The sequence below is a fragment of the Salmonella sp. SSDFZ54 genome, from assembly GCF_004010735.1.
Classification (GTDB): domain Bacteria; phylum Pseudomonadota; class Gammaproteobacteria; order Enterobacterales; family Enterobacteriaceae; genus Salmonella; species Salmonella enterica.
Genome location: NZ_CP034819.1, coordinates 345472 through 370567, shown reverse-complemented (window position 1 = coordinate 370567; position 25096 = coordinate 345472). Strand labels below are relative to the sequence as shown.

The following is a 25096-nucleotide window of genomic DNA, read 5'->3' as shown; positions in this document are numbered from 1 at the left end:
TGGTGGGTGATGACGGGATCGAACCGCCGACCCCCTCCTTGTAAGGGAGGTGCTCTCCCAGCTGAGCTAATCACCCACTTCGGTACTTCACACAATAAGAAATTTAGCTGGCGAGAAAGTGGTGGGTGATGACGGGATCGAACCGCCGACCCCCTCCTTGTAAGGGAGGTGCTCTCCCAGCTGAGCTAATCACCCACTTCTCAATTTCTTATCTACACGGCGGAGACTACATAAAGTAGTTGGTGGGTGATGACGGGATCGAACCGCCGACCCCCTCCTTGTAAGGGAGGTGCTCTCCCAGCTGAGCTAATCACCCCCGCTGTGTGGAGTCGCATTATAGGGAGAGTTGAAAATGAGTCAACGCATTTTCTAAAGTTTTTGTTTGTTCGTCGTAAAATTAAACAAAACGATCGTGAATTACCCCGCACTGCATGATTTCTATACGGAAATAGCAAAGCGCAGCGTTCTGACCGGATCAACATTGAGGAATCAAGCCACAGTGATAGAATACAAGGCTATTCATCTTTCCAGGATTTGCCGGTTGTCGGCATCTTTATAAACGTAAGGCCATTTCATGAAAATCAAAACTCGCTTCGCGCCTAGCCCGACAGGTTATCTGCACGTCGGCGGCGCGCGTACTGCTCTTTATTCCTGGCTTTTCGCACGTCACCACGGCGGTGAGTTCGTGCTGCGTATTGAAGACACCGATCTTGAGCGTTCCACGCCGGAAGCCATTGAAGCCATCATGGATGGTATGAACTGGCTGAACCTGGAATGGGACGAAGGCCCATATTTCCAGACCAAACGTTTTGATCGCTATAACGCGGTGATTGACGAGATGCTGGAGGCGGGAACGGCCTATAAATGCTACTGCTCTAAAGAGCGTCTGGAGCAACTGCGTGAAGATCAGATGGCGAAAGGCGAGAAGCCGCGTTATGACGGGCGCTGCCGCCACAGTCACGAACATCATGCCGACGATGAGCCATGCGTGGTGCGCTTTGCTAACCCGCAGGACGGTTCCGTTATTTTTGATGATCAGATCCGTGGGCCGATCGAATTCAGCAATCAGGAGCTGGACGATCTGATCATTCGTCGTACCGACGGTTCGCCGACCTACAACTTCTGTGTGGTGGTGGACGACTGGGATATGGAAATTACCCATGTGATTCGTGGCGAAGACCATATCAACAATACTCCGCGCCAGATTAACATTCTGAAAGCGTTAAACGCGCCGGTGCCGATGTACGCGCATGTGTCGATGATTAACGGCGACGACGGTAAAAAGCTGTCTAAACGTCACGGTGCGGTGAGCGTGATGCAGTATCGCGATGACGGTTATCTGCCGGAAGCGTTGCTGAACTATCTGGTGCGTCTGGGCTGGTCCAGCGGCGATCAGGAGATCTTCACCCGCGAAGAGATGATCAAGCTGTTCTCCCTCGGTGCGGTGAGCAAGTCTGCGAGCGCGTTCAACACTGATAAACTGCTGTGGCTGAACCACCACTATATCAATACGCTGGCGCCGGAATATGTGGCGACACATTTGCAGTGGCATATCGAGCAAGAAAATATCGACACCCGTAACGGCCCGCAGCTTGCTGAACTGGTGAAGTTGCTGGGCGAGCGCTGCAAGACTCTGAAAGAGATGGCGCAGAGCTGCCGCTACTTCTATGAAGACTTCAGCGAGTTTGACGCCGATGCGGCGAAAAAACACCTCCGTCCGGTGGCGCGTCAGCCGCTGGAAGTGGTGCGCGACAAGCTGTCGGCGATTACGGACTGGTCAGCAGAAAACGTCCACCACGCGATTCAGGCCACGGCGGATGAGCTGGAAGTGGGGATGGGTAAAGTAGGGATGCCGCTACGTGTGGCTGTGACCGGTGCCGGGCAGTCGCCTGCGCTGGATGTCACCGTACATGCGATTGGTAAAACCCGCAGCATTGAGCGTATCAACAAAGCGCTGGGCTTTATCGCCGAGCGTGAAAGTCAGCAGTAACGCCAGCTGAAACAGAATAAACGGCAGGGCAGACGCCTGCCGTTTATTATTTGTTAGTCCGCCTCATTGATACCTAAACGCGTCAGAAATCCGCGAATACCTTCCCGCGATAAAAACAGCGCCAGTTTTTCCTGTTCCTGAGCAGACATATTTTCAACGGCATCAATAATTTGGCGATAAGCGTGACTGTGCGCCGCGTTCGCATATTCTGCGAAAGCCTCTTCCGCCTGATAAAACGCAGGCAGTTTGCGAAAAGCCGGAATATTGAGAATAAACTCCCGCACGCTGGCATCAATATGGATGAGTCTTGCGCGTCCGCCTTTGACGCCGGGAAATTTTTCGGTTTTCCAGTGTTGTTCTCTGATCCAGCGATTGACGGTTTGTCTGGCCACGCCGAGGCATTCAGCCAGCTCTTCAGTGGTCATTTTACTGCGTAATCTTTTCATATTATTTGCTATCGCGTATCCCTAAGCGTTGTAACAAACCGGTAATCCCTTCACGCACGAGGAGAGAGGTAAACTGTTTCTGCTCGGATGAGGTCATCTCTTTGGCGAGCGTCATGAGCAGCGCTTCAAGCGATGCGTTGCTGGCAGGCGTGAATGTGTCTGCGTGATGGTCAACTGAACGTTCAGCGCTGCGGATATATTCACGAACCTGTTCGTTTACATGAACCAGACGGGCTTTACCGCCCTGGACGCCAGGTTTGGGCGATGTTGCCCAGCCTTCTTTCCGTACCCATTTATTGATGGTTTGTCGGCTGTAACCGGTGAGATTAGCGAGTTCTTCTGGCGTCATCCGTTCCTTGAACATAACGATTCCCTGAATAGTCGTGGGGTTAATTAGTGGTTCATTTTATAGCACCATTTTAGTCGAAACCGTGACGTGTTTAACTACTGAATGCGAGTTGTGCCGCAATGTCCTTTATTTGAATGCTTTTTCAGCGATTGAATTCGGCAAGTTCATTTTGCCGTTGACACATGCCGAGGGAATTCATATGATGCCGCCCGTCAACTCGACAAGCTTTACGTAGTGGGGCTATAGCTCAGCTGGGAGAGCGCTTGCATGGCATGCAAGAGGTCAGCGGTTCGATCCCGCTTAGCTCCACCAAATTTACTCCCGATAAATTTGGCGTATACGTAAAAGCACTATGGGGCTATAGCTCAGCTGGGAGAGCGCTTGCATGGCATGCAAGAGGTCAGCGGTTCGATCCCGCTTAGCTCCACCAATATTCGAACCCTCGCTGAAAAGCGGGGGTTTTTGCTTTTTGTCACAAAATTTATGGCCTCTGATCTGCTCTTCAGGTGCGTTTGTTTGCCGCTGCTTTTGCGGTCAATATGAGCTTTTGTTAGATTGCTTCATAATGCGAATATACTTATTATTCATGCGCCTTATATAATGATGTGAGCATTAAAGCAATGCCGGATAAGTGTAACGTATTAAAAAATATAAAAATATTCTTACTGGCCTTCTGCCTGACCGTTCCGGCTATTCTGCTATCTCGTCTCATTTCTCCCCGCGCCACAATTGATTCCAGCTATATCTTTCTGGCCTGGCTACCGCTCTGCGTCATGTTTTCCGTGCTGTTTTTATTTGGCCGCCGTGGCGTCGCGCCGATGGTAGGCGGAATGATGTTGACTAATGAATGGAATTTTCATTTACCTCTGCCACAGGCGATGGTGTTGCTATTTTGCCAGATGTTTCCCGTGTTGCTGGTTTGCGCTATCGTACGCTGGCAGCTGGGCGCGCGCTGGCGCTACGGAATACCCAACCAAGGCATCTGGCTACGCGTTTTCTGGTTAGGGTTAATGACGCCGTTTGGCATAAAAATCAGTATGCATCTGGCGGGGCACTACCTGGCTTTCCCAGTGACCATCTCCACCTTCTTTGGCACCGGCACCGCTATTTTCTCGATTGTTGATTTATTGAGTCTGATTTCTGCCGCGCTTATTTTTACCCTCTTTTTCTATTATCCGCTGCGGATGATAGTCAGCCCGCACTATATTCGTATTTTCTGGCGGAGGGATGTCGCTCCTTATCTCGCCAAAGAAAAACGCCTGTTTACGCTTCTCTGGTTTGCCACTCTGGCGACGCTATTAGCGGTGCTGTGTACGCCTTTCGAGACAAAGTATATTGCTGGCTATCTGGTGCCAGTTCTGTTCATTGGATTTACCATCGGCGTGGGGAAAATCAGCTATCCGCTGTTGAATTTTAGTTGGGCTCTCACTGCGCTATTCCTGCTTAGCTATAACCGCAATTTTCTGCAGGGCGTGGGCTCAGAATATTCGCTGGCATTTATCCTTTCAGTTCTCATTTCTTTTAGTATTTGTTTGTTGTACATGGCGCGGATTAATCAGCGTAGCGAATGGTTGAATCGACAGTGGCACTCGCAGGCATTGACCGATCCGTTGACGCAACTGCCTAACCTGCGCGCGCTGGAGCAGTTTCTTTTACAGGATGCCGGGCAAAGCGTGTGTTATCTACGCATGGAAAACCTGGAATTTCTGAGCCGTCATTACGGTATGCAGATGTGCGTGCATTGCGAACGCGAGGTGTTTCGCGTGTTGCAGCCGCTGCTGCTGGAAAAGGAGAAAATTTTCCATCTGCCGGGCAGTGAATTATTGCTGGTATTGACGGGACCGGAGACGGAAGCCCGCCTGCAATATATGCTCAATGTGCTTAATAACCGCAAAATTTACTGGAACAATACCGGTCTGGACATGGAATACGGCGCATCGTGGGGAACATTCGATGGTCGCCAGGAAACCTTGCAACCGTTGTTGGGGCAGTTAAGCTGGCTGGCGGAGCAATCCTGCTCGCACCGTCGGGTGCTTGCACTGACCCAGAGTATTGAAGCCGCTTCCGGGCAGACGACGGAACGGGTGCTACGGTTGCAGAAAATCCGTCAGGCGCTGGAGCGTGGTGCGCTGGTTTTGTATGCGCAACCCATTCGCGACGCGCAGGGAAAAGGGTATGACGAGATTCTGACGCGGCTTCGGTGCGACGACGGTATCATGATGCCCAATCAGTTCATTCCGCTTATCGCCCAGTTTAACCTGAGCGTACGGTTTGATATGCAGGTGATGGAAGCGCTCCTGCAATGGTTGTCCGCGCATCCTTCGGCGGAGCAGGGGGCGCGTTTTTCGGTTAATTTGATGCCGCTGACGCTGCTGCAAAAAGAGACGGCGTCGCGCATTATGCAGCTTTTTAAACGCTATGGCGTCCCGCCTGCTTCGGTCATCATCGAAATTACTGAAGAACAGGCCTTCTCTCATTCCGAAATCAGTATGCACAATATCAACCAGCTGCGTAAGTTTGGCCTAAAAATCGCCATTGATGATTTCGGTACCGGCTATGCAAACTATGAACGGCTAAAACGCCTCAAGGCGGACATCATTAAAATCGACGGCTGTTTCGTAAAAGATATCCTGACGGACTCCCTGGATGCAATGATCGTGAAATCCATCACTGATTTAGCGAAAGCAAAATCGTTGAGCGTCGTGGCTGAGTTTGTTGAAACGCCTGCGCAGCGCGATCTGCTATTGCAGCTTGGCGTACATAGTTTGCAGGGATATCTGATTGGCCGCCCGCGCCCGTTAGGCAAATAAGCGGCATAAAAAAACCGGGGATAGCTCCCCGGTTTCTACATTAAACGCAGACTTACAGTACCAGCGCCGCGATAGAGGCGGACAGTACGCTCACCAGCGTAGAACCGTAAACCAGTTTCAGACCAAAACGGGAAACCACGTTGCCTTGCTCTTCGTTCAGGCCTTTAATCGCGCCCGCAATAATACCGATGGAAGAGAAGTTCGCGAAGGACACCAGGAAGACGGAGATAATGCCTTCAGCGCGTGGAGAGAGGGTAGAGGCGATTTTCTGCAGATCCATCATCGCCACGAATTCGTTGGAAACCAGTTTGGTCGCCATGATACTTCCTACCTGCAGCGCTTCACTGGACGGTACGCCCATTACCCATGCGACCGGGTAGAAGATGTAACCCAGAATGCCCTGGAAGGAGATGCTGTAGCCGAACCAACCGGTAACCGTTGCGAACAGCGCGTTCAGCGCCGCGATCAGCGCGATGAAGCCGATCAGCATCGCCGCGACGATAATCGCCACTTTAAAACCTGCCAGAATGTACTCGCCCAGCATTTCGAAGAAACTTTGGCCTTCATGCAGGTTCGACATCTGAATATTTTCTTCGCTGGCATCAACGACATAGGGGTTGATCAGCGAGAGTACGATAAAGGTGCTGAACATGTTCAGAACCAGCGCTGCGACCACATATTTAGGGTCCAGCATAGTCATATACGCGCCCACGATAGACATGGAAACGGTAGACATTGCGGTCGCCGCCATGGTGTACATGCGGTTACGGGACATTTTGCCGAGGATATCTTTATAAGCGATAAAGTTCTCAGACTGGCCGAGGATCAGCGAGCTGACGGCGTTAAAAGACTCCAGTTTGCCCATACCGTTTACTTTGGACAACAGGAAACCAATAGCGCGGATGACCACTGGCAGAACGCGGATATGCTGAAGAATACCGATCAACGCGGAAATAAAGACGATCGGGCACAATACTTTCAGGAAGAAGAACGCCAAACCTTGATCGTTCATACTGCCAAAGACGAAGTTTGTCCCTTCGTTGGCAAATCCGAGCAGTTTTTCAAACATCTCGGAGAAACCTTTTACGAAGCCAAGGCCAACATCCGAGTTCAGGAAGAACCAGGCCAGTAATACTTCGATAACAAGTAACTGAATGACGTAACGAATGCGAATTTTTTTACGGTCGCTGCTAACCAGCAGTGCGAGTACCGCAACAACGGCAAGCGCCAGGACAAAATGAAGGACGCGGTCCATATTTGCTCCAAATATGAGGCAGGTTTAATTTTCGTGCACATTCTATGCAACAGCCGTAAAGAAAACGAGATCCAACACACACTATAATAAGGACCTGTGACGAGATTCAAAATTAGTGATCTGTAATACACTTTTACTGTACTGAATATGAAAATGAAAAGTTATATCAGTGTGCTAATCTTGTAATGTTAAGCCAAACTGTTCTGATACAGGTCGTCATCGTATCGGTCTATCGTTTCACACTATCAAAGTAATCACCCGTACCCATTGAAATGCACTTGATAATCATTATCAATAAACATAGCATGAAACATAGCAAAGGCTATGTTTTTGAGGCAAAAGATGACTGACAATCGCGTAGAGAATAGCAGCGGACGGGCGGCGCGCAAGCTAAGGCTCGCATTAATGGGACCTGCGTTCATTGCCGCGATTGGTTATATCGATCCTGGTAACTTCGCGACCAATATTCAGGCCGGCGCCAGCTTTGGCTACCAGCTACTCTGGGTGGTGGTCTGGGCGAACCTGATGGCGATGCTGATTCAAATCCTCTCGGCAAAACTCGGAATCGCCACGGGCAAGAACCTGGCGGAGCAAATTCGCGACCATTATCCGCGCCCGGTAGTCTGGTTTTACTGGGTACAGGCGGAAATCATCGCGATGGCCACCGATTTAGCTGAATTTATCGGCGCGGCAATAGGTTTTAAGCTGATCCTGGGCGTCTCTTTATTACAGGGCGCGGTATTGACCGGTATCGCGACGTTTCTGATTTTAATGTTACAACGCCGCGGTCAAAAACCGCTTGAAAAAGTCATCGGCGGTTTACTGCTTTTTGTCGCCGCCGCTTACATTGTGGAACTGTTTTTCTCTCAGCCTGATATGGCGCAGCTCGGCAAAGGAATGGTTATCCCGGCGCTACCGAACCCGGAAGCCGTATTCTTAGCCGCCGGCGTGCTTGGCGCGACGATTATGCCGCACGTGATTTATCTGCACTCGTCATTAACACAGCATCTGCACGGCGGAACGCGGCAACAACGGTACTCAGCAACGAAATGGGATGTCGCTATTGCCATGACGATTGCCGGTTTTGTCAATCTGGCAATGATGGCGACCGCCGCGGCGGCGTTTCATTTTAGCGGCCACACCGGCATCGCCGACCTCGATCAGGCATACCTGACGCTGGAACCGTTACTAAGCCATGCGGCGGCAACGGTGTTTGGTCTTAGTCTGGTAGCGGCAGGGCTTTCCTCCACCGTGGTAGGGACTCTGGCGGGGCAGGTGGTGATGCAAGGGTTTGTCCGTTTTCACATTCCGCTGTGGGTACGGCGCACCATTACCATGCTGCCCTCATTTATTGTGATTTTGATGGGGCTGGACCCTACCCGAATTCTGGTGATGAGCCAGGTGCTGCTGAGTTTTGGTATTGCGCTGGCGCTGGTGCCGCTCCTGATTTTCACCAGTAACGCTACGCTAATGGGCGAGCTGGTGAACACGCGGCGGGTAAAACAGATTGGCTGGATAATTGTCGTGCTGGTCGTCGCCCTGAATATTTGGTTGCTGGTTGGAACGGTGATGGGGTTGTCATAAAGACAGAAAGATAGCAGGCCCGATGCGTGGGCGTCATCGGGCTGTTATTCAGCAGGAGGCTTAGTGATGATGTTTGTGACCCCGGCCTCGCCCGCGATGATCGTCGCGATCGCGCCAGCCTTCCCGATAACCGCGTTCATACGCTTTACGCTTATCCCAGCCGCGATGATAGCCGTTGTCATGGCGCCACCAGCGATTTTTACGCCATTCATAATGGTTGTGCCAGTAATCACGGTCGCGCCAGCGACCACCGTCCCAGTAGTTACCGTAATCATCGCGATCGCCAATCTGTAATTTTATTGAGGGCAACAGGGTGATTTCGCCCGCATTCGCGGCAAGCGGTGTAAAAGCCAGCAAGGCTGCCGCCAGAATCAGTGACCTGAACATACTTTCTCTCCTTCACGATCGAGCCGTCGCCGGCCTGTTAATGCAATATTACAAAGCAGTAAAGATTTGTTTCATCGCCTTAACTCTTAAATCATGAAGGAGAGCATTTTTTGCTAAAACCGGCCCTCCAGAATAGCGTCAATTTCTGCACATTCCGCCGCCGAAAAACGGCGATTGGCCAGCATTCCCACGGCGTCTTCGATTTGCGACGGTTTGCTGGCGCCAATCAGTACCGAGGTAACGTTATCGTTACGCAGCACCCAGGCGAGCGCCATCTGAGACAATTTTTGGCCCCGTCGCGCAGCCAGTTCATTCAACTGGCGAACTTTTTCCAGTTTGTCGGCGGTAATCTGTTCTGGTTTAAGGAAACGGCTTCCGCTCGCCGCGCGGGAATCTTCCGGAATGCCATTCAGATAACGGTCAGTGAGCTGCCCGCCCGCCAGCGGCGAGAAGGCAATACTGCCGACGCCTTTTTCCTGCAACAGCGCCAGCAGCCCGTCCTCTACCCAACGCTCAAAAAGCGAATATTTAGGCTGATGAATCAGGCAAGGCGTGCCGAGATCCTCCAGAATATCGATAGCTTGTCTGGCCAGATCGGCAGGATAGTTAGAGATCCCCACATACAACGCTTTGCCCTGGCGCACAAGGTGATCTAACGCTTTCATCGTCTCTTTAAGCGGCGTTTCGGGATCGGGACGATGGTGATAAAAGATATCGACATACTCCAGCCCCATACGTTTCAGGCTTTGATCGAGGCTGGCGATAAGGTATTTCCGTGAACCCCAGTCGCCATAAGGGCCATCCCACATGGTGTAGCCCGCTTTGGTGGAGATGATCAATTCATCGCGCCACGGTAAAAAATCTTCCTGCAGAATGCGGCCAAAATTGCATTCTGCGGAGCCCGGCGGCGGCCCATAATTATTGGCGAGATCAAAGTGGGTAATGCCCAGATCGAACGCGCGTTGCAGCAGCGCCCGGCTATTTTCTATCCGTGTCGCATCGCCGAAGTTGTGCCATAACCCCAGCGAAATAGCGGGAAGTTTGACGCCGCTACGCCCGCAGCGACGATACTCCATTGTGTGATAACGATTTTCATCGGGCTGATAAATCATGACCTTTCCCCCTGTGGCGTGAATAAATAGTGTATACGGTTACACTCGCCAGGCGGTATCCGGATTTTACTGTTTGCCGCTGTAAACATTGTTTTCCAGGCTTTCATCCCCGTCGTGCTGGACAGCCATCGGCATTCCTTAATACTCAACATAATGTCAACGTCAAAAGGAAAGCTGTCATGCAAAACCCCTATACCGTGGCCGACTATTTGCTGGACAGACTGGCAGGATGCGGCATTGGCCATCTTTTTGGCGTACCGGGCGATTATAACTTGCAGTTTCTTGACCATGTGATTGACCACCCGACCTTGCGTTGGGTGGGATGCGCCAATGAGCTGAACGCCGCTTATGCCGCGGACGGTTATGCGCGCATGTCGGGCGCTGGAGCGCTACTCACCACCTTTGGCGTGGGAGAACTTAGCGCTATTAACGGTATCGCGGGCAGTTACGCGGAATATGTCCCGGTCTTGCATATCGTCGGCGCGCCCTGTAGCGCTGCGCAGCAACGTGGCGAATTGATGCACCATACCCTCGGTGACGGCGATTTTCGTCATTTTTATCGCATGAGTCAGGCGATATCCGCTGCCAGCGCAATATTGGATGAACAGAACGCCTGTTTCGAGATTGACCGCGTATTGGGTGAAATGCTTGCCGCACGCAGGCCAGGATACATCATGCTGCCCGCCGACGTGGCGAAAAAAACGGCCATCCCGCCTACGCAGGCGCTGGCGTTGCCCGTGCATGAAGCGCAAAGCGGCGTGGAGACGGCTTTTCGTTACCACGCCCGTCAGTGCCTGATGAACAGTCGGCGCATTGCTCTATTGGCCGACTTTCTTGCCGGGCGTTTTGGTTTACGACCACTGTTGCAGCGCTGGATGGCGGAAACGCCCATCGCTCATGCGACACTACTGATGGGGAAGGGGCTTTTTGATGAACAGCACCTGAACTTCGTTGGCACCTATAGCGCTGGCGCCAGCAGCAAAGAAGTGCGTCAGGCCATAGAGGACGCCGATAGGGTTATCTGCGTCGGCACCCGTTTTGTCGATACCCTTACGGCCGGATTTACCCAACAATTGCCGGCGGAACGCACGCTGGAGATTCAGCCTTACGCGTCGCGCATCGGCGAAACCTGGTTCAACCTCCCGATGGCGCAGGCGGTGTCTACGCTGCGCGAACTGTGCCTGGAATGCGCTTTTGCGCCGCCGCCGACGCGTTCCGCCGGACAGCCAGTGCGGATTGATAAGGGAGAACTGACCCAGGAAAGCTTCTGGCAAACCTTACAGCAGTATCTCAAACCCGGCGATATTGTCCTTGTCGACCAGGGGACCGCCGCCTTTGGCGCTGCCGCGCTGTCGCTTCCTGACGGCGCGGAAGTTGTGGTTCAGCCGCTGTGGGGGTCTATCGGCTATTCCTTGCCCGCCGCGTTTGGCGCGCAAACCGCCTGTCCCGATCGGCGGGTGATTCTGATTATCGGCGATGGCGCGGCGCAGCTCACGATTCAGGAGATGGGCTCGATGTTACGCGACGGGCAGGCGCCGGTCATCCTGCTGCTCAACAATGACGGCTATACCGTAGAGCGCGCCATTCACGGCGCGGCCCAGCGGTATAACGACATCGCGAGCTGGAACTGGACGCAGATACCACCGGCGCTAAACGCGGCGCAACAGGCGGAGTGCTGGCGGGTGACGCAGGCTATCCAACTGGCAGAGGTCCTCGAACGGTTGGCGCGCCCACAACGTCTGTCATTTATTGAAGTGATGTTGCCAAAAGCCGATCTGCCGGAATTACTGCGTACCGTGACCCGGGCGCTGGAAGCCCGCAACGGGGGATAATGGCCCCCGCTGCGCCGGATTAGGGTTCGTGACGGTTGGCGGCCAGCAACGGTTTTCCCGCCAGCAATAGCCAGGCGGGGAGCATCACAATGCAGAGCAGCGGCAGCAGATTGGTATCCGGTACGACGACTGCCGCCATAAACAGACTGAGCCAGCCGTCGCGCGTCACTACCAGCACTAAGCCAAGAATCGCGCAGGAGACGGTAATCGCCGCGGGTACGGCCTCAACATGGGCATGGAGCATGAGCCCCAGCGCCGCGCCGATAAACACAGCCGGAAAAATGCGCCCGCCGCGAAAGCCGCTCGCCGCCGCGATGACCAGCGCAGCGAGTTTGACGACGGCTAAGGTAAAATAATCTCCCGCGCCCAACGTCTGGCTAAACGCCATTTGTTGCATTTCGTCCAGGCCTTTAAACAGGGTAAGCGGCCCGCCAATGACGCCCAGAATACCCAGTATAAAACCGCCAATGCCGAGAATCAGGACCGGATTTTTCAGTCGGTGCAGCAACTCATGCAGACGCGGAAGGCACCAGACGGCGACCATCCCGGCGGCAATGGCGATCGCCGCGACGATCGCTCCGCTGGCAATGTCCACCAGCCGCATCTGCGTGTAATGGGCGATGGGTAACGAAAAATGCGGATGAAAGAACAGGCTGGTGGTGAGTGACCCCGCCGCTGCCGCCATTAACGGCGCAAATAGGCGATCCCACATGGGAATATCGTTAGAGCCGCTAAGCGTTTGCGAAAAAATCAGCGCTGCGGCGACGGGCGTGCCGAACAGCGCGCCGATGGTGCCCGCAGAGGCCAGAATCGTCCAGTCTAACGCCGTGATACGCGGAAACAGGCGGGAGCCGAAAGCCGCCGCCAGCGCGATATTTATTGTCATTATCGGATGCTCTGGCCCCAAACTTACCCCACCAGCAAGGCCGATGATTAAGGCGAGAAGCAGCCCGGGCAGCGCAGATGGCGAGACCGGCATACTGATTAACGGTTCGATGGCCGGATCGGGGCCAGCGTGTCCAGGACTGTAACGGATAATTAAACCCACCACGATCCCGGTTAGCGTGAGCATACCCACTATCCAGAACGGCGAATCATAAGCGATGCCGATGCTGGTGGGCAGTCGTTGCCAAAGAAATTGCTGAAAAACCGACGCGACTTTCATCGCCGCGATTAAAACCAGGCTTGACGCTACGCCAATAATCAGCGCGGGGAGCGACAGCAGCAGCATCGTTCGGGCACGCGGGTGGAACATAATCTCTTCCTTACACGGGGTCGTATACCTATTTTGCACAGCCTGCCCGACGGCATTGCTGCAATTGGTGCTGAAACAAGAAAGTAATTCTGTGATGAAGATCTATATTTATAGGCAGTCAGCCTGATGGCCGTTGTTGTTATGCCCCCATGAATTTACAGTGTGACAAAGACTTATTTTGACTTTAGCGGAGCAGTAGAAGAATGACAAAGTATGCTTTAGTAGGAGATGTAGGCGGCACGAATGCGCGTCTTGCCCTGTGTGATATCGCCAGTGGAGAAATCTCGCAGGCCAAAACGTATTCCGGCCTGGATTATCCGAGTCTTGAGGCCGTGGTGCGCGTTTATCTCGATGAGCATAGCGTCAGCGTGGAAGATGGTTGTATCGCCATAGCCTGCCCGATTACCGGTGACTGGGTAGCGATGACTAACCATACCTGGGCTTTTTCTATTGCGGAAATGAAAAAAAATCTCGGCTTTAGCCATCTGGAAATCATCAACGATTTCACCGCCGTGTCGATGGCGATCCCGATGCTGAAAAAAGAGCATTTAATTCAGTTCGGCGGCGGCGAACCGGTAGACGGCAAACCTATTGCGGTGTATGGCGCGGGAACCGGCTTGGGCGTGGCGCATCTGGTGCATGTGGATAAGCGTTGGATTAGCCTTCCGGGCGAAGGCGGGCATGTCGATTTTGCGCCTAATAGCGAAGAAGAAGCTATGATTCTGGAAATATTGCGCGCCGAAATTGGCCACGTTTCCGCCGAGCGCGTGCTGTCTGGCCCGGGGCTGGTGAATCTTTACCGGGCGATTGTTAAGTCCGACAACCGTCTGCCGGAAAATCTGCGCCCGAAAGATATTACCGAACGCGCCCTGGCGGATAGCTGTATCGATTGTCGCCGCGCGTTGTCGCTCTTTTGCGTCATCATGGGGCGATTTGGCGGCGACCTGGCGTTAACCATGGGGACATTTGGCGGCGTTTATATCGCTGGCGGTATTGTCCCGCGCTTCCTGGAATTTTTTAAAGCGTCCGGCTTCCGTGGGGGCTTTGAAGATAAAGGCCGCTTTAAAGATTATGTACACAGTATTCCGGTCTATCTGATTGTCCATGATAATCCTGGCTTGTTAGGCTCCGGCGCGCATCTGCGCCAGACATTAGGCCATATTCTATAAGTCAGATGGCGGCATAAACGCCTTATCCGGCCTACAAAAGTGTGTCATCTGTAGGCCTGATAAGCGCAGCGTCATCAGGCAATTAATCATTCTCTTGCCAGTCTCAAACCGCGTGCCTCACGCGGTTTTTTTCATTGCTTTTCCTGTGCATGAATGATTCAACTGTCTGAATTATTTCACTTTACTCTTGCTGAGCGAAAGGTCAAACACCGGCGCGTTGAGTCATCATGTCATGGCGGTTAGTCAGGCGAAAACAGGGATTTATTTTACTATACGTATCCGGTTCGCTGCCTTATTTACGGTTTCATCGCGGCATCTTGCTGGAAAGGATCCTCATTTTCGGGTAAATGTCCCTGAAAAACACCGCAATATGACATGATCGAATACCATTATCATTAGTAAGGATTTTGGTTAAAGAGGAAAAACCACAAAATCAAAAGGGGATTATTTGAGATAAGGTTTATTGACAGGAAATTATCGTCGGCTGCGCCACATTAGGTAAATTCAATGATATCAAGTTGTTAATAATATGATTTGTTTGATGCTATAACTGACATGCTTAAAAGGTAAATTTTTACGCTTGTTCCTCTTTTTTCGTCGCTAAAAAATATTTTCATTAGCCTCTCGACAGGAAGAAAATTTTCAGGCTATTTTCTAAAGGAGCCACCATCGTGGCAGCGTCGCTCGGACGGTCCGGGCGCTAACGTTAATCTGAGGATATTATGGCTGACTTCCGCCCTGAACGTCGCTTTACGCGTATCGATCGCCTTCCGCCCTATGTTTTTAACATCACCGCTGAACTCAAAATGGCTGCGCGTCGGCGCGGCGAAGATATTATTGATTTCAGTATGGGTAATCCTGATGGCGCAACCCCTCCCCACATTGTCGAAAAACTTTGCACCGTCGCGCAGCGTCCGGATACGCACGGTTATTCCACGTCTCGCGGCATACCGCGTTTACGCCGCGCGATTTCTCACTGGTATCAGGAACGTTATGATGTCGATATCGATCCGGAAACCGAAGCGATTGTGACCATCGGTTCCAAAGAGGGACTGGCGCATTTAATGCTGGCGACGCTGGATCATGGTGATACGGTTCTGGTGCCGAACCCGAGTTACCCGATTCATATCTATGGCGCCGTTATCGCCGGGGCGCAGGTGCGTTCGGTTCCATTGGTAGAGGGAGTGGATTTCTTCAACGAGCTGGAGCGCGCTATTCGCGAAAGTTATCCGAAACCGAAAATGATGATTTTGGGTTTTCCGTCTAACCCTACGGCCCAGTGCGTCGAACTGGAATTTTTTGAAAAAGTGGTCGCTCTGGCTAAACGTTATGATGTGCTGGTGGTGCACGATCTGGCGTATGCCGATATCGTGTACGACGGCTGGAAAGCGCCATCCATTATGCAGGTGCCTGGCGCGCGCGACGTGGCGGTCGAATTTTTCACGCTGTCGAAAAGCTATAATATGGCGGGCTGGCGTATTGGGTTTATGGTGGGCAATAAAACCCTGGTCAGCGCGCTGGCGCGCATTAAAAGTTATCACGATTATGGCACCTTTACCCCGCTTCAGGTGGCGGCTATCGCCGCGCTGGAAGGCGATCAGCAGTGCGTGCGCGATATCGCCGAGCAGTATAAACGTCGTCGCGATGTGCTGGTGAAGGGGCTGCATGAGGCGGGCTGGATGGTTGAAATGCCGAAAGCCTCAATGTACGTCTGGGCGAAAATCCCGGAGCAATATGCGGCGATGGGATCGCTTGAGTTTGCCAAGAAGCTGCTGAATGAGGCGAAGGTTTGCGTTTCTCCAGGGATAGGCTTTGGTGATTATGGCGACACCCATGTACGCTTTGCATTAATAGAGAATCGCGACCGCATTCGCCAGGCCGTCAGAGGGATTAAAGCGATGTTCCGCGCCGATGGCGTGCTGCCGTCACATCCAAAACCCGTTGAGGCGAGCACGGAGTAGAAAAGCAAACAGGAGCCCCATGGCTCCTGTTTTTCTTTGCATTGTACTTTTAAATCATCAGGGCGAAAGTACCGGCCCAAACGATGACCATAAATGAAATGCCCATAAAGAAATATTTCACGTTTCATCTCTCCGCGTACCTGTCGTACGCCTAAATGAACTTACACTTACCTGATTATAGAGAGTTGATGCCGGACAATACGAAATTGAGAATTATTCGTGTTTCGACCGCCTGCATCACCTCAGAATTCTGCGCGTCATCGCTCCAGACGGCGCTAATGTACGCCTAAAAATGAGGTGAAACAAGAGGCATTTTCTTATTTACTTTTAGTAACTTACAAGTGTCGGGAATCGGCGACAGTTTAATTTCTGACAGTGATGAATCGCTATTGAGCGACGCCGCCGACACAGTAAAAAAACGCCTGTAAACAGGAGACTTATCGCTAAAAGCAGGAATGAGTAATTTACGATGTGAATATTATGGCAATGCGAAATGACAAAATAAAAGGCCTTGCGGCCTTTTTCAGATGTAGAGTGACGCTTCCCCCAACGGGCGAGTCTTGAAACGGCGATGAATCCAGAGATATTGCTCCGGGGCGCGCATGATCTCTTTCTCAATAATTTTATTCATATAGGCAGCGGCTTGATTTTCATCTGCCGGGTAACCTTCCATTTCAGGGGTAATATACAGACGATAACCCGAGTTATCGGATTTCCTTACCATTGTAACGGTCAACATGGCGGCGCCAGACAGCCTGGACAGTACATAGGTGCCGTTGGTGGTGGCGACGTTTTCAACCGCGAAAAATGGCGCAAAGGAGCTGCCTTTAGGGCCGTAGTCCTGGTCGGGAGCAAACCAAATGGCTTCCCCTTTTTTTAGCGCGCCCACAATGCCGCGCAGATTGTTTCTGCCGATCATCGCTTTATTTGAGCGCATACGGCCGCGCGTCTGCACCCACTCCATGAGCGGATTGTTATGCGGACGATAGGTCGCCATCATCGGCTGGCAGAGACCCATTACCCGGCCTCCCAATTCCAGCGACATAAAATGCACGCCAACGACCATTACGCCGCGATTTTGCGCCTGCGCACGGGTAAGGTTGTCCAGCCCGTCCACATCAAACCATTTGCGAACCCGGCTATCAGGCCAGAACCAGGCCATGCCCGTTTCAAGCAGCGCCATGCCAAGAGAGTGGAAATTCTCGGCGATCAGTTTTTCCCTTTCTTCCCGGGAGAGGGTCGGAAAACAGAGTTCAATATTTTTCTGGGCGATCGACTCACGTCGCTTCAGGAAGGGGCGCGCCAGCTTACCGGTGCGGGTGCCCAGAAAACGCAAAACCGGGTAGGGAAGCTGCACCAGTAACCAGAGGACGCCAACGCCAAACCACGTCAGCCAGTAGCGCGGGTGCAAAAACGCGCGTGAAAATTTGCTTTGAGGAAACATAAAATACCTTCTGTAGATACGAAAATAATGTATCGCAGAAGAGTCATTATCCGCAGCGGTACACTCTGAAATACGCATCATCCTTCAAGTTGCGTTCGCTTATCCGAAGCACTTACTTGAGTAAGCCCATCAGGGTAACTTGAATGATTTACGTATAGTTAGGCCATCATGTACGACAATGGTTCCCGTAAGGAGTGTAAAACTAAGTCAGTACTAAACCACGAGGGCATGAACGCCAGGCAGGCTAATGTACCACCAGTTATTTACTCGCGCCCAGAAATTCTTTATCAAGAAGCGTAAATATTTCTCCCGTAGCAAAAATAAGCTAATCATTATTTTTAATGCATTGTTTTTACAGTGATAATTTTATTTCAGACGAAGGTTATTGAAAAATGATTAGAAAAATAAAATGTGAGATAAATGTTATGGAAATGACGTGCTGATAAGGTTTATCTTAAAGGAGAAGTGAGAGGGACCGTAAGGCTATATGGAAGCCTTGCCATAGACAGGAGGTATTATAGATGATCTATTTATGGACATTTCTTGCAATAAGTATACTTGCCGTGAGTTGCTATATCGGTCAGGTGATGGGGGCTTTTTCTGCGGTTTCTTCTTTTACGGGAATGGTTATCCTTGCCGCGCTGATTTATTTACTCAATGTATGGCTGCAGGATGGCGATGACATCGTTAGCGGATTATTGCTTTTTCTCGCACCGGCATGTGGGTTAATTATTCGCTTTATGGTGGGATACGGTAAGCGTTAGTCAGTACATACCCTTCATACTTCAAGTTGCTGATGTGTTGGCTATGGATTACTCGGCCCATTCATGGGCCTCGCCCTGACGGGACGTCGCTCACCCCAGTCACATCGTTATCTATGCTCCAGGGGACTCACTCCCTTGCCGCCTTTAAGCAACTCGAATTATCTTGGGTATACACGATGTCAGTGAATAGATAGCGCCGATAATATCGGCGCTTCTGTTCCCCGGGAAGGCTAATCGTTTATTGCGCGTCCGCAAGCTGCAGTGAGTCCTGATTATGTAACGCATTCTGGCGCTGGCGTTCCAGTTCCAGCGCGCCGCGATGGGAGAGGTAACAGAATAGAATGCAGCACACGATGCCGCCCATCAGAAGATAAAATCCGCCGTACCAGCCCAGTTTATCCACCATGACGCCAAACAGGCTGGTGCCCAACGAGGCGCCGAAAATATAGCTCATGAACCCACGTAAACCGACGGCGGAACCTACGGCAAAGCTGGGGACTATCTCCATTGTCTGTACGGACGCGAGGAATTGCGGGACGTAAATCAGACAACCTACAATGGCGGCGAAAATCGTTACCATCAGCAAAGATTCACTTTTCCAGTATCCGATCAGACAGACAAAAATCAGCGCCATGCAAATCATGGCTAACGGCATTCTGCGGCCCTTAAACAGTTTATCTGACAGCCAGCCTGCCAGTAGCGTAGAGGGAATTGCCGCCCACTCGAAAAAGAGAAACGCGACGCTCATCTGTTCTTTTGAAAAGTGTTTTACTGTCAACAGATAGATAGGCAACCAGCTAATCATGCCAAACCGCACCATATAGACGAAGACATCCACCAGCGAAATATACCAGGCATTTTTATTGCGCAGCACATAAGTACAGAAAATTTGCCATGCGCTCATATTTTCCGGCGCTTTTGCCGTATTCTTCGTTTTCAGTACGACTTTTTCTTCCGGCATCATCTGTTCCAGGGAGGGAAGACCTTCTTCGCGCGGCGAACCTTTTCCCAAGACCAGAACAATTAAGGCAAAAATGACGGCGACGCAGGCCGGAACGATATAACTGGCGCTTTGCCAGTGTTCGCTGCCCAATATCGCAAAAGCCGCACCGACGATAGGCGCGACGATCCCGCCGCCAACGTTATGCGAGATATTCCAGAAGGCGCCTACGCGTCCGCGTTCCCGACGAGGGAACCAGTTTGCAATAGTAATAAACGAGGGGCCGACGCCCATGCCCTGAAAAAGGCCATTGAAGACCACCAGAGCGGCAAATATCCAGAATGCGCTACTGAATCCCAGCCCAACGTTAACAATCGCGCAGAGTACCAGACCGCACGCCATGAAGACTTTTGGGCTGGCTTTATCCGCCAGACTGCTCATTACGCCTTTACTGATTCCGTAAGCAATAAGCATACAGCTACTCAGCAGGCCGATTTGCGTAGCGCTGAGATCCAATTGCTCTTTTAAATAAGGCGTCGATAATGTGAAATTGTTTCTGACTATATAGTAAGCGAGATACCCCAGAAATACGCTTAACAATGCCTGTATACGATATCGACCATACGTAGCCTGGACTTTTTCCGGTGGGACTTTATGCGCCGATTGCCCTGTTTTTAATATTGTTAACATGGAGTCACCTGTATTTTATAGTGAGATGAACATCAGGAGGTTTTGTCGGTAGAGTGAAAGGAGTGACAATAAAATTCAAGTCGAAGAAATGTGTCAAAATTGACTCAATTGGGTGAATTTAAAGGTTGTTTTTGACCCATTCTGAAGGGTGTGGTGAAACTTTAATTATTGACATGGCCGTTTTATCGTTAGCATGTGCGGATATTAACAAATTTGCTGCCAGTGATCTGATACGCTTTATTGATGTTTTCGGGCGACGGACCCGTTATTATTCAAATAACGTTGTTCTGGATGCCAACAGAAATAAAAGGGTAAGTTTTGTCTCAATATTTTCTTTATGTGATATCGATATTTATGAACGGGATCACAAATCGACTTTTCTCATGCTGTAGTCGTTTCGCCAGAGTGGGCGCTTTTACGCTATGGCTGGCGGCAATGTTCGGTTCTTGCCAGGCGTACAGCCGCGAGCTGGTGATGGCAACGACCTTTTCACCCAGCGCGACCGCCTGGATTATCCAGCGCTGGCAGACGGAGCCGGGTTCCGTCATGATTCGTACGCTCAACCGTACCAGCGGTTCTTTAGAGCAATTACTTGATACGGCGAATGCGGAAAATGTCGATCTGATCCTGACGTCATCCCCCATGCTGTTGCAACACCTTCAGGAGCACCAAAAGCTGGCGCTATTGGATAGCGCGCCTGCCGCCAGCCAGAAGCTGGTGCCGCGTTCTATCCGCTCAACTTCAGTGGCGGTAGCGGTATCCGGATTTGGGCTATTGATCAATCGTTCAGCGCTCGCTGCGCGCCATCTTCCGCCGCCTGCCGACTGGCAGGATATGGGCCTGCCCAGTTACCAGGGCGCTCTATTAATGAGCAGTCCGTCACGTTCAGACACCAATCATTTGATGGTGGAGTCGCTGTTGCAGCAAAAAGGCTGGACGGCAGGATGGGCGACGCTGCTGGCAATCTCGGGTAATTTGGTCACGATTTCCTCTCGCAGTTTCGGCGTAGCGGATAAAATCAAAAGCGGGCTTGGCGTTGCCGGGCCGGTCATTGATAACTATGCTAATTTGCTACTTAACGATCCTAATCTTGCTTTTACCTATTTCCCGTATTCTGCGGTGTCGCCCACTTACGTCGCGGTGTTGAAAAACAGCCGTCATGCAGATGAAGCGCGTGCTTTTATTCATTACTTATTAAGTCCGAAAGGGCAAAGGATACTGGCTGACGCGAATACCGGTAAGTATCCCGTCGCACCGCTTAGCGCCGATAATCCTCGCGCCGCGCAACAACAGCGTTTGATGGCCCAGCCGCCGTTGAACTATCGTCTGATCCTGAAGCGTCAGCAACTGGTACAACGCATGTTTGATACCGCGATCAGTTTTCGACTTGCGCAGCTTAAAGATGCATGGCGAGCGTTGCACAGCGCAGAAACGCGGCTTAAACGCCCCTTACCTGAAATCAGAGCCTTATTGACCAGCGTCCCGGTGGATGCGGCAAGCAGCGAAGATGAAACCTGGCTGGCGCAGTTTGATAATAAAAGCTTTGCCGAACAAAAAATGATGGAGTGGCAGATCTGGTTTCTGAACAATCAGCGGCTGGCGATTCACAAACTGGAAGAGCTGAAATGAAGGGGAGATTATTGCAACGGCTTCGTCAGCTCAGTATCAGCAACAGTTTACGGGGCGCATTTTTAACTGGCGCATTACTGACGCTGATTGTCAGTATGGTCAGCCTTTATTCCTGGCATGAGCAAAGTTCGCAGGTTCGCTATTCGCTTGATGAATATTTTCCTCGCATCCACTCCGCTTTTTTAATTGAGGGGAACCTGAATCTGGCCGTGGATCAACTCAATGAATTTTTGCTGGCGCCGAACACGACGGTACGTTTGCAGTTACGTACGCAGATTATTCAGCATCTGGATAAGATTGAGCGTCTCAGTCAGGGGCTTCAGCTTGCTGAGCGCCGGCAACTGGCCGTCATTTTACAGGATAGCCGGACCTTGCTGGCGGAGCTGGACAACGCCCTCTACAACATGTTTTTGGTGCGGGAGAAAGTCAGTGAGCTTTCCGCTCGCATCGACTGGCTCCATGATGATTTCACCACGGAGCTAAATTCGCTGGTACAGGATTTTACCTGGCAGCAAGGGACGCTACTCGATCAAATTGAGGCGAATCAGGGCGATGCAGCGCAGTATTTGCAACGTTCGCGCGAGGTGCAGAACGAGCAGCAGCAGGTATATACCCTGGCGCGAATTGAAAATCAGATTGTTGACGACCTGCGCGACAGATTGAATGAGCTCAAGTCCGGCAATAATGACGGGATGCTGGTGGAGACCCATATTCGCTATCTGGAAAACCTAAAAAAAACGGCGGATGAGAATATTCGTGCGCTCGATGACTGGCCCAGTACGATCACGCTGCGGCAAACCATCGACGAACTATTGGAAATCGGGATGGTAAAAAATAAGATGCCCGATACCATGCGCGATTATGTTGCGGCGCAAAAAGCCTTACTGGACGCCAGCCGCGCCAGAGAGGCTACGCTAGGGCGCTTTCGCACGCTGCTTGAGGCGCAGTTAGGTAGTAGTCACCAGCAAATGCAGACGTTCAATCAACGCCTGGAACAGATTGTTCGCGTTAGCGGCGGGCTTATTTTAGTGGCGACGCTCCTGGCGTTGCTGCTGGCCTGGGGACTCAACCACTATTTTATCCGTTCCCGGCTGGTAAAGCGTTTTACCGCGCTTAATCAGGCTGTGGTACAGATAGGGCTGGGGAGAACCGACTCGACTATCCCGGTTTACGGGCGCGATGAGCTAGGACGGATAGCCCGTTTGCTACGTCATACGCTGGGCCAGCTCAATATGCAACGCAGGCAGCTTGAACAAGAGGTCGCCGAGCGCAAAGAGATAGAAGCCGACCTGCGCGCCATGCAGGATGAGTTGATTCAGACGGCGAAACTGGCGGTAGTCGGCCAGACCATGACCACGCTGGCGCATGAAATTAACCAGCCGCTGAATGCGCTTTCAATGTATTTATTTACGGCGGGACGCGCGATTGAACAAGGTCAGAGCGGACAGGCGAGAAATACGCTCACCAAAGCGGAAGGGCTCATTAACCGGATTGACGCCATTATTCGTTCGCTGCGGCAGTTTACCCGCCGGGCGGAGCTGGAAACGCCATTGTATCCCGTTGATCTGCGCCAAACCTTCGTGGCGGCATGGGAGTTATTAGCCATGCGCCACCAATCCCGGCAGGGAGCGCTTTCACTGCCAACCGACACCGTATGGGTTAGCGGCGATGAAGTGCGTATTCAGCAGGTTCTGGTGAATGTGCTGGCGAATGCGCTTGACGCCTGTTCGCATGATGCGGCGATCGCGGTGACATGGCAGACGCAGGGAGAGGCGCTGGAGGTTTATATTGCAGATAACGGCCCTGGCTGGCCTGGGGCGCTGTTGCCCTCTTTACTCAAGCCGTTTACCACTAGTAAAGCTGTCGGGTTGGGTATTGGGCTGTCGATTAGCGTGTCGCTGATGGCGCAAATGAAGGGCGACCTGCGTCTGGCGTCGACGCTAACGCATAACGCTTGCGTGGTGCTGCAATTCTCGGTAACGGATGTCGATGATGTTGAATGATGAATGTTCTATTTTGCTGATTGATGATGACGTTGATGTACTTGACGCCTATACCCAAATGCTTGAGCAGGCAGGCTACCGCGTGCGTGGCTTTACCCATCCTTTCGAGGCCAAAGAGTGGGTAAAAGCGGATTGGGAGGGGATCGTTTTGAGCGATGTATGTATGCCGGGGTGTTCCGGTATCGATCTTATGACGCTGTTTCATCAGGATGACGATCAACTGCCAATCTTATTGATTACCGGACATGGCGATGTACCGATGGCGGTTGATGCGGTGAAAAAGGGCGCCTGGGATTTTCTGCAAAAACCCGTCGATCCGGGCAAACTGTTGATATTAATTGAAGACGCGCTACGCCAGCGTCGGTCGGTCATTGCACGGCGGCAATATTGCCAGCAGACGTTACAGGTTGAATTGATTGGGCGCAGCGAGTGGATGAATCAGTTTCGACAACGGTTACAACAACTGGCGGAAACGGACATTGCCGTATGGTTTTACGGTGAGCATGGCACTGGACGTATGACTGGCGCCCGTTATCTCCATCAACTGGGGCGTAACGCGAAAGGGCCGTTTGTACGCTATGAACTGACGCCGGAGAATGCCGGGCAGTTGGAGACATTCATCGACCAGGCGCAAGGAGGCACGCTGGTGTTGAGTCATCCCGAATATCTGACACGCGAACAGCAGCACCATCTGGCGCGTTTACAAAGCCTGGAGCATCGGCCTTTTCGTTTGGTGGGCGTTGGCAGCGCTTCGCTGGTGGAGCAGGCGGCAGCTAACCAGATTGCGGCCGAGCTTTACTACTGTTTCGCCATGACCCAAATCGCCTGCCAGTCTCTTTCTCAGCGACCGGATGATATCGAGCCGTTATTTCGCCATTATCTTCGAAAAGCCTGCCTGCGACTCAATCATCCAGTGCCGGAAATAGCGGGGGAATTACTGAAAGGAATAATGCGACGCGCCTGGCCAAGCAATGTGCGCGAACTGGCTAATGCGGCAGAGCTTTTTGCTGTTGGCGTGCTGCCGCTGGCGGAAACGGTCAACCCGCAGTTGCTTCTGCAGGAGCCGACCCCGCTTGACCGGCGCGTTGAAGAGTATGAGCGACAAATTATTACCGAAGCATTAAATATTCATCAGGGACGAATTAATGAAGTGGCGGAGTACCTGCAAATTCCCCGTAAAAAACTTTATCTGCGCATGAAAAAATATGGTCTAAGTAAAGAGCATTATAAATTCTGATATTACAGTTACTTTCAATCTGGCTGACAACATCAGCAACGATGTCGTTAGCCAGATAACGTCGCATCACCGTAATGGTAAATCATTCCATCATGATTATAGATTGCTTATTATTCACCTGAGCATCAAATTCTATTTCTTAACTTCAATATAAGGTAAAAATGCGTCAAGTTCTCTGGCGTAATAAATGTACTCTTGTCCGACGATTTGACAAGATGAAAACTTCATCACCTCTCCAG

At 51.6% G+C, this 25096-nt stretch carries 19 protein-coding genes and 5 tRNA genes; 12 read left to right on the top strand and 12 right to left on the bottom strand.

The window, feature by feature from the left end:
• The 3 genes from EOS97_RS01760 to EOS97_RS01750 form a co-directional block, all read right to left on the bottom strand.
• Positions 1 to 76: transfer RNA gene (locus EOS97_RS01760), tRNA-Val, on the bottom strand.
• Between the two features lie 43 nt (positions 77 to 119).
• Positions 120 to 195: transfer RNA gene (locus EOS97_RS01755), tRNA-Val, on the bottom strand.
• 45 nt (positions 196 to 240) lie between these two features.
• A tRNA-Val gene (locus EOS97_RS01750) sits at positions 241 to 316 on the bottom strand.
• 258 nt (positions 317 to 574) lie between these two features.
• On the opposite strand from EOS97_RS01750, the gene gltX reads away from it, so the two are divergent.
• On the top strand, positions 575 to 1990 hold the full coding sequence (gene gltX, locus EOS97_RS01745) for a glutamate--tRNA ligase (protein ID WP_000695623.1): 1416 nt from the start codon (positions 575 to 577) through the stop codon (positions 1988 to 1990).
• 53 nt (positions 1991 to 2043) lie between these two features.
• On the opposite strand, the gene EOS97_RS01740 is transcribed toward gltX, so the two are convergent.
• Positions 2044 to 2436: a YfeC-like transcriptional regulator gene (locus tag EOS97_RS01740; RefSeq protein WP_000826514.1), complete on the bottom strand. Its 393-nt coding sequence runs from the start codon at positions 2434 to 2436 to the stop codon at positions 2044 to 2046.
• A gap of 1 nt (position 2437) precedes the next feature.
• A complete protein-coding gene (locus EOS97_RS01735) occupies positions 2438 to 2800 on the bottom strand; it encodes a YfeC-like transcriptional regulator (RefSeq protein ID WP_000472034.1) in 363 nt (120 codons plus the stop codon).
• Positions 2801 to 3021: 221 nt separating this feature from the next.
• Here EOS97_RS01735 and EOS97_RS01730 point away from each other — a divergent pair.
• The 3 genes from EOS97_RS01730 to EOS97_RS01720 all read left to right on the top strand — a co-directional run bounded on the left by EOS97_RS01730 (position 3022) and on the right by EOS97_RS01720 (position 5595).
• A tRNA-Ala gene (locus EOS97_RS01730) sits at positions 3022 to 3097 on the top strand.
• A 42-nt stretch (positions 3098 to 3139) separates the two neighbouring features.
• Positions 3140 to 3215, top strand: a tRNA-Ala gene (locus EOS97_RS01725).
• A gap of 190 nt (positions 3216 to 3405) precedes the next feature.
• A complete protein-coding gene (locus EOS97_RS01720) occupies positions 3406 to 5595 on the top strand; it encodes a sensor domain-containing phosphodiesterase (RefSeq protein ID WP_127836212.1) in 2190 nt (729 codons plus the stop codon).
• Between the two features lie 52 nt (positions 5596 to 5647).
• Here EOS97_RS01720 and nupC read toward each other — a convergent pair whose 3' ends face one another.
• Positions 5648 to 6850, bottom strand: coding sequence for a nucleoside permease NupC (gene nupC, locus EOS97_RS01715; RefSeq protein ID WP_000376347.1), 1203 nt, complete (start codon positions 6848 to 6850; stop codon positions 5648 to 5650).
• 342 nt (positions 6851 to 7192) lie between these two features.
• Between nupC and EOS97_RS01710 the strand changes: the two genes are divergently transcribed.
• Positions 7193 to 8434, top strand: coding sequence for an Nramp family divalent metal transporter (locus EOS97_RS01710; protein WP_000131734.1), 1242 nt, complete (start codon positions 7193 to 7195; stop codon positions 8432 to 8434).
• 60 nt (positions 8435 to 8494) lie between these two features.
• Here the strand turns inward: EOS97_RS01710 and ypeC are convergent, their stop codons facing one another.
• Together ypeC and mgrA are read right to left on the bottom strand one after the other, a co-directional pair.
• Positions 8495 to 8821 (bottom strand): DUF2502 domain-containing protein YpeC, encoded by a 327-nt coding sequence (ypeC, locus tag EOS97_RS01705; RefSeq protein ID WP_000490091.1) that lies wholly within the window; start codon positions 8819 to 8821, stop codon positions 8495 to 8497.
• Positions 8822 to 8934: 113 nt separating this feature from the next.
• Positions 8935 to 9933, bottom strand: coding sequence for an L-glyceraldehyde 3-phosphate reductase (mgrA, locus tag EOS97_RS01700; RefSeq protein WP_000640278.1), 999 nt, complete (start codon positions 9931 to 9933; stop codon positions 8935 to 8937).
• A gap of 179 nt (positions 9934 to 10112) precedes the next feature.
• On the opposite strand from mgrA, the gene EOS97_RS01695 reads away from it, so the two are divergent.
• Positions 10113 to 11765, top strand: coding sequence for an alpha-keto acid decarboxylase family protein (locus EOS97_RS01695; RefSeq protein WP_001180853.1), 1653 nt, complete (start codon positions 10113 to 10115; stop codon positions 11763 to 11765).
• Positions 11766 to 11784: 19 nt separating this feature from the next.
• Here EOS97_RS01695 and EOS97_RS01690 read toward each other — a convergent pair whose 3' ends face one another.
• The gene (locus EOS97_RS01690) at positions 11785 to 13020 is read right to left on the bottom strand and encodes an ion channel protein (RefSeq protein WP_000468920.1); all 1236 of its coding nucleotides are present in this window, start codon (positions 13018 to 13020) and stop codon (positions 11785 to 11787) included.
• Positions 13021 to 13223: 203 nt separating this feature from the next.
• On the opposite strand from EOS97_RS01690, the gene glk reads away from it, so the two are divergent.
• Both glk and alaC read left to right on the top strand, forming a co-directional pair.
• Positions 13224 to 14189: a glucokinase gene (gene glk / locus EOS97_RS01685; protein WP_000170381.1), complete on the top strand. Its 966-nt coding sequence runs from the start codon at positions 13224 to 13226 to the stop codon at positions 14187 to 14189.
• A gap of 722 nt (positions 14190 to 14911) precedes the next feature.
• Positions 14912 to 16150, top strand: coding sequence for an alanine transaminase (gene alaC, locus EOS97_RS01680; protein WP_000763118.1), 1239 nt, complete (start codon positions 14912 to 14914; stop codon positions 16148 to 16150).
• A 49-nt stretch (positions 16151 to 16199) separates the two neighbouring features.
• Here alaC and ypdK read toward each other — a convergent pair whose 3' ends face one another.
• Both ypdK and lpxP read right to left on the bottom strand, forming a co-directional pair.
• Positions 16200 to 16271 (bottom strand): membrane protein YpdK, encoded by a 72-nt coding sequence (ypdK, locus tag EOS97_RS01675; protein ID WP_010723117.1) that lies wholly within the window; start codon positions 16269 to 16271, stop codon positions 16200 to 16202.
• Positions 16272 to 16673: 402 nt separating this feature from the next.
• Entirely contained in the window at positions 16674 to 17594 is a 921-nt protein-coding gene (lpxP, locus tag EOS97_RS01670) for a kdo(2)-lipid IV(A) palmitoleoyltransferase (RefSeq protein ID WP_127836108.1), read from the bottom strand.
• Between the two features lie 521 nt (positions 17595 to 18115).
• Between lpxP and EOS97_RS01665 the strand changes: the two genes are divergently transcribed.
• Entirely contained in the window at positions 18116 to 18358 is a 243-nt protein-coding gene (locus EOS97_RS01665; RefSeq protein WP_000639886.1) for a YfdY family protein, read from the top strand.
• A gap of 238 nt (positions 18359 to 18596) precedes the next feature.
• Here EOS97_RS01665 and pgtP read toward each other — a convergent pair whose 3' ends face one another.
• Entirely contained in the window at positions 18597 to 19988 is a 1392-nt protein-coding gene (gene pgtP, locus EOS97_RS01660) for a phosphoglycerate transporter PgtP (RefSeq protein ID WP_000955747.1), read from the bottom strand.
• A gap of 435 nt (positions 19989 to 20423) precedes the next feature.
• Here pgtP and pgtC point away from each other — a divergent pair, with 435 nt between their 5' ends.
• Genes pgtC through pgtA form a run of 3 tightly spaced genes read left to right on the top strand, consistent with a single transcriptional unit; the run spans position 20424 to position 24857 of the window.
• On the top strand, positions 20424 to 21617 hold the full coding sequence (gene pgtC, locus EOS97_RS01650; protein WP_000467983.1) for a phosphoglycerate transport regulator PgtC: 1194 nt from the start codon (positions 20424 to 20426) through the stop codon (positions 21615 to 21617).
• Positions 21614 to 23620 carry a two-component system sensor histidine kinase PgtB gene (pgtB, locus tag EOS97_RS01645; protein ID WP_051129189.1) on the top strand — a complete coding sequence of 669 codons (2007 nt, stop codon included), beginning with the start codon at positions 21614 to 21616 and terminating at the stop codon, positions 23618 to 23620. The genes pgtC and pgtB overlap by 4 nt, the downstream gene beginning before the upstream one ends.
• A complete protein-coding gene (gene pgtA / locus EOS97_RS01640; protein WP_000930843.1) occupies positions 23610 to 24857 on the top strand; it encodes a two-component system response regulator PgtA in 1248 nt (415 codons plus the stop codon). The genes pgtB and pgtA overlap by 11 nt, the downstream gene beginning before the upstream one ends.
• Positions 24858 to 25096: the final 239 nt, after the last annotated feature.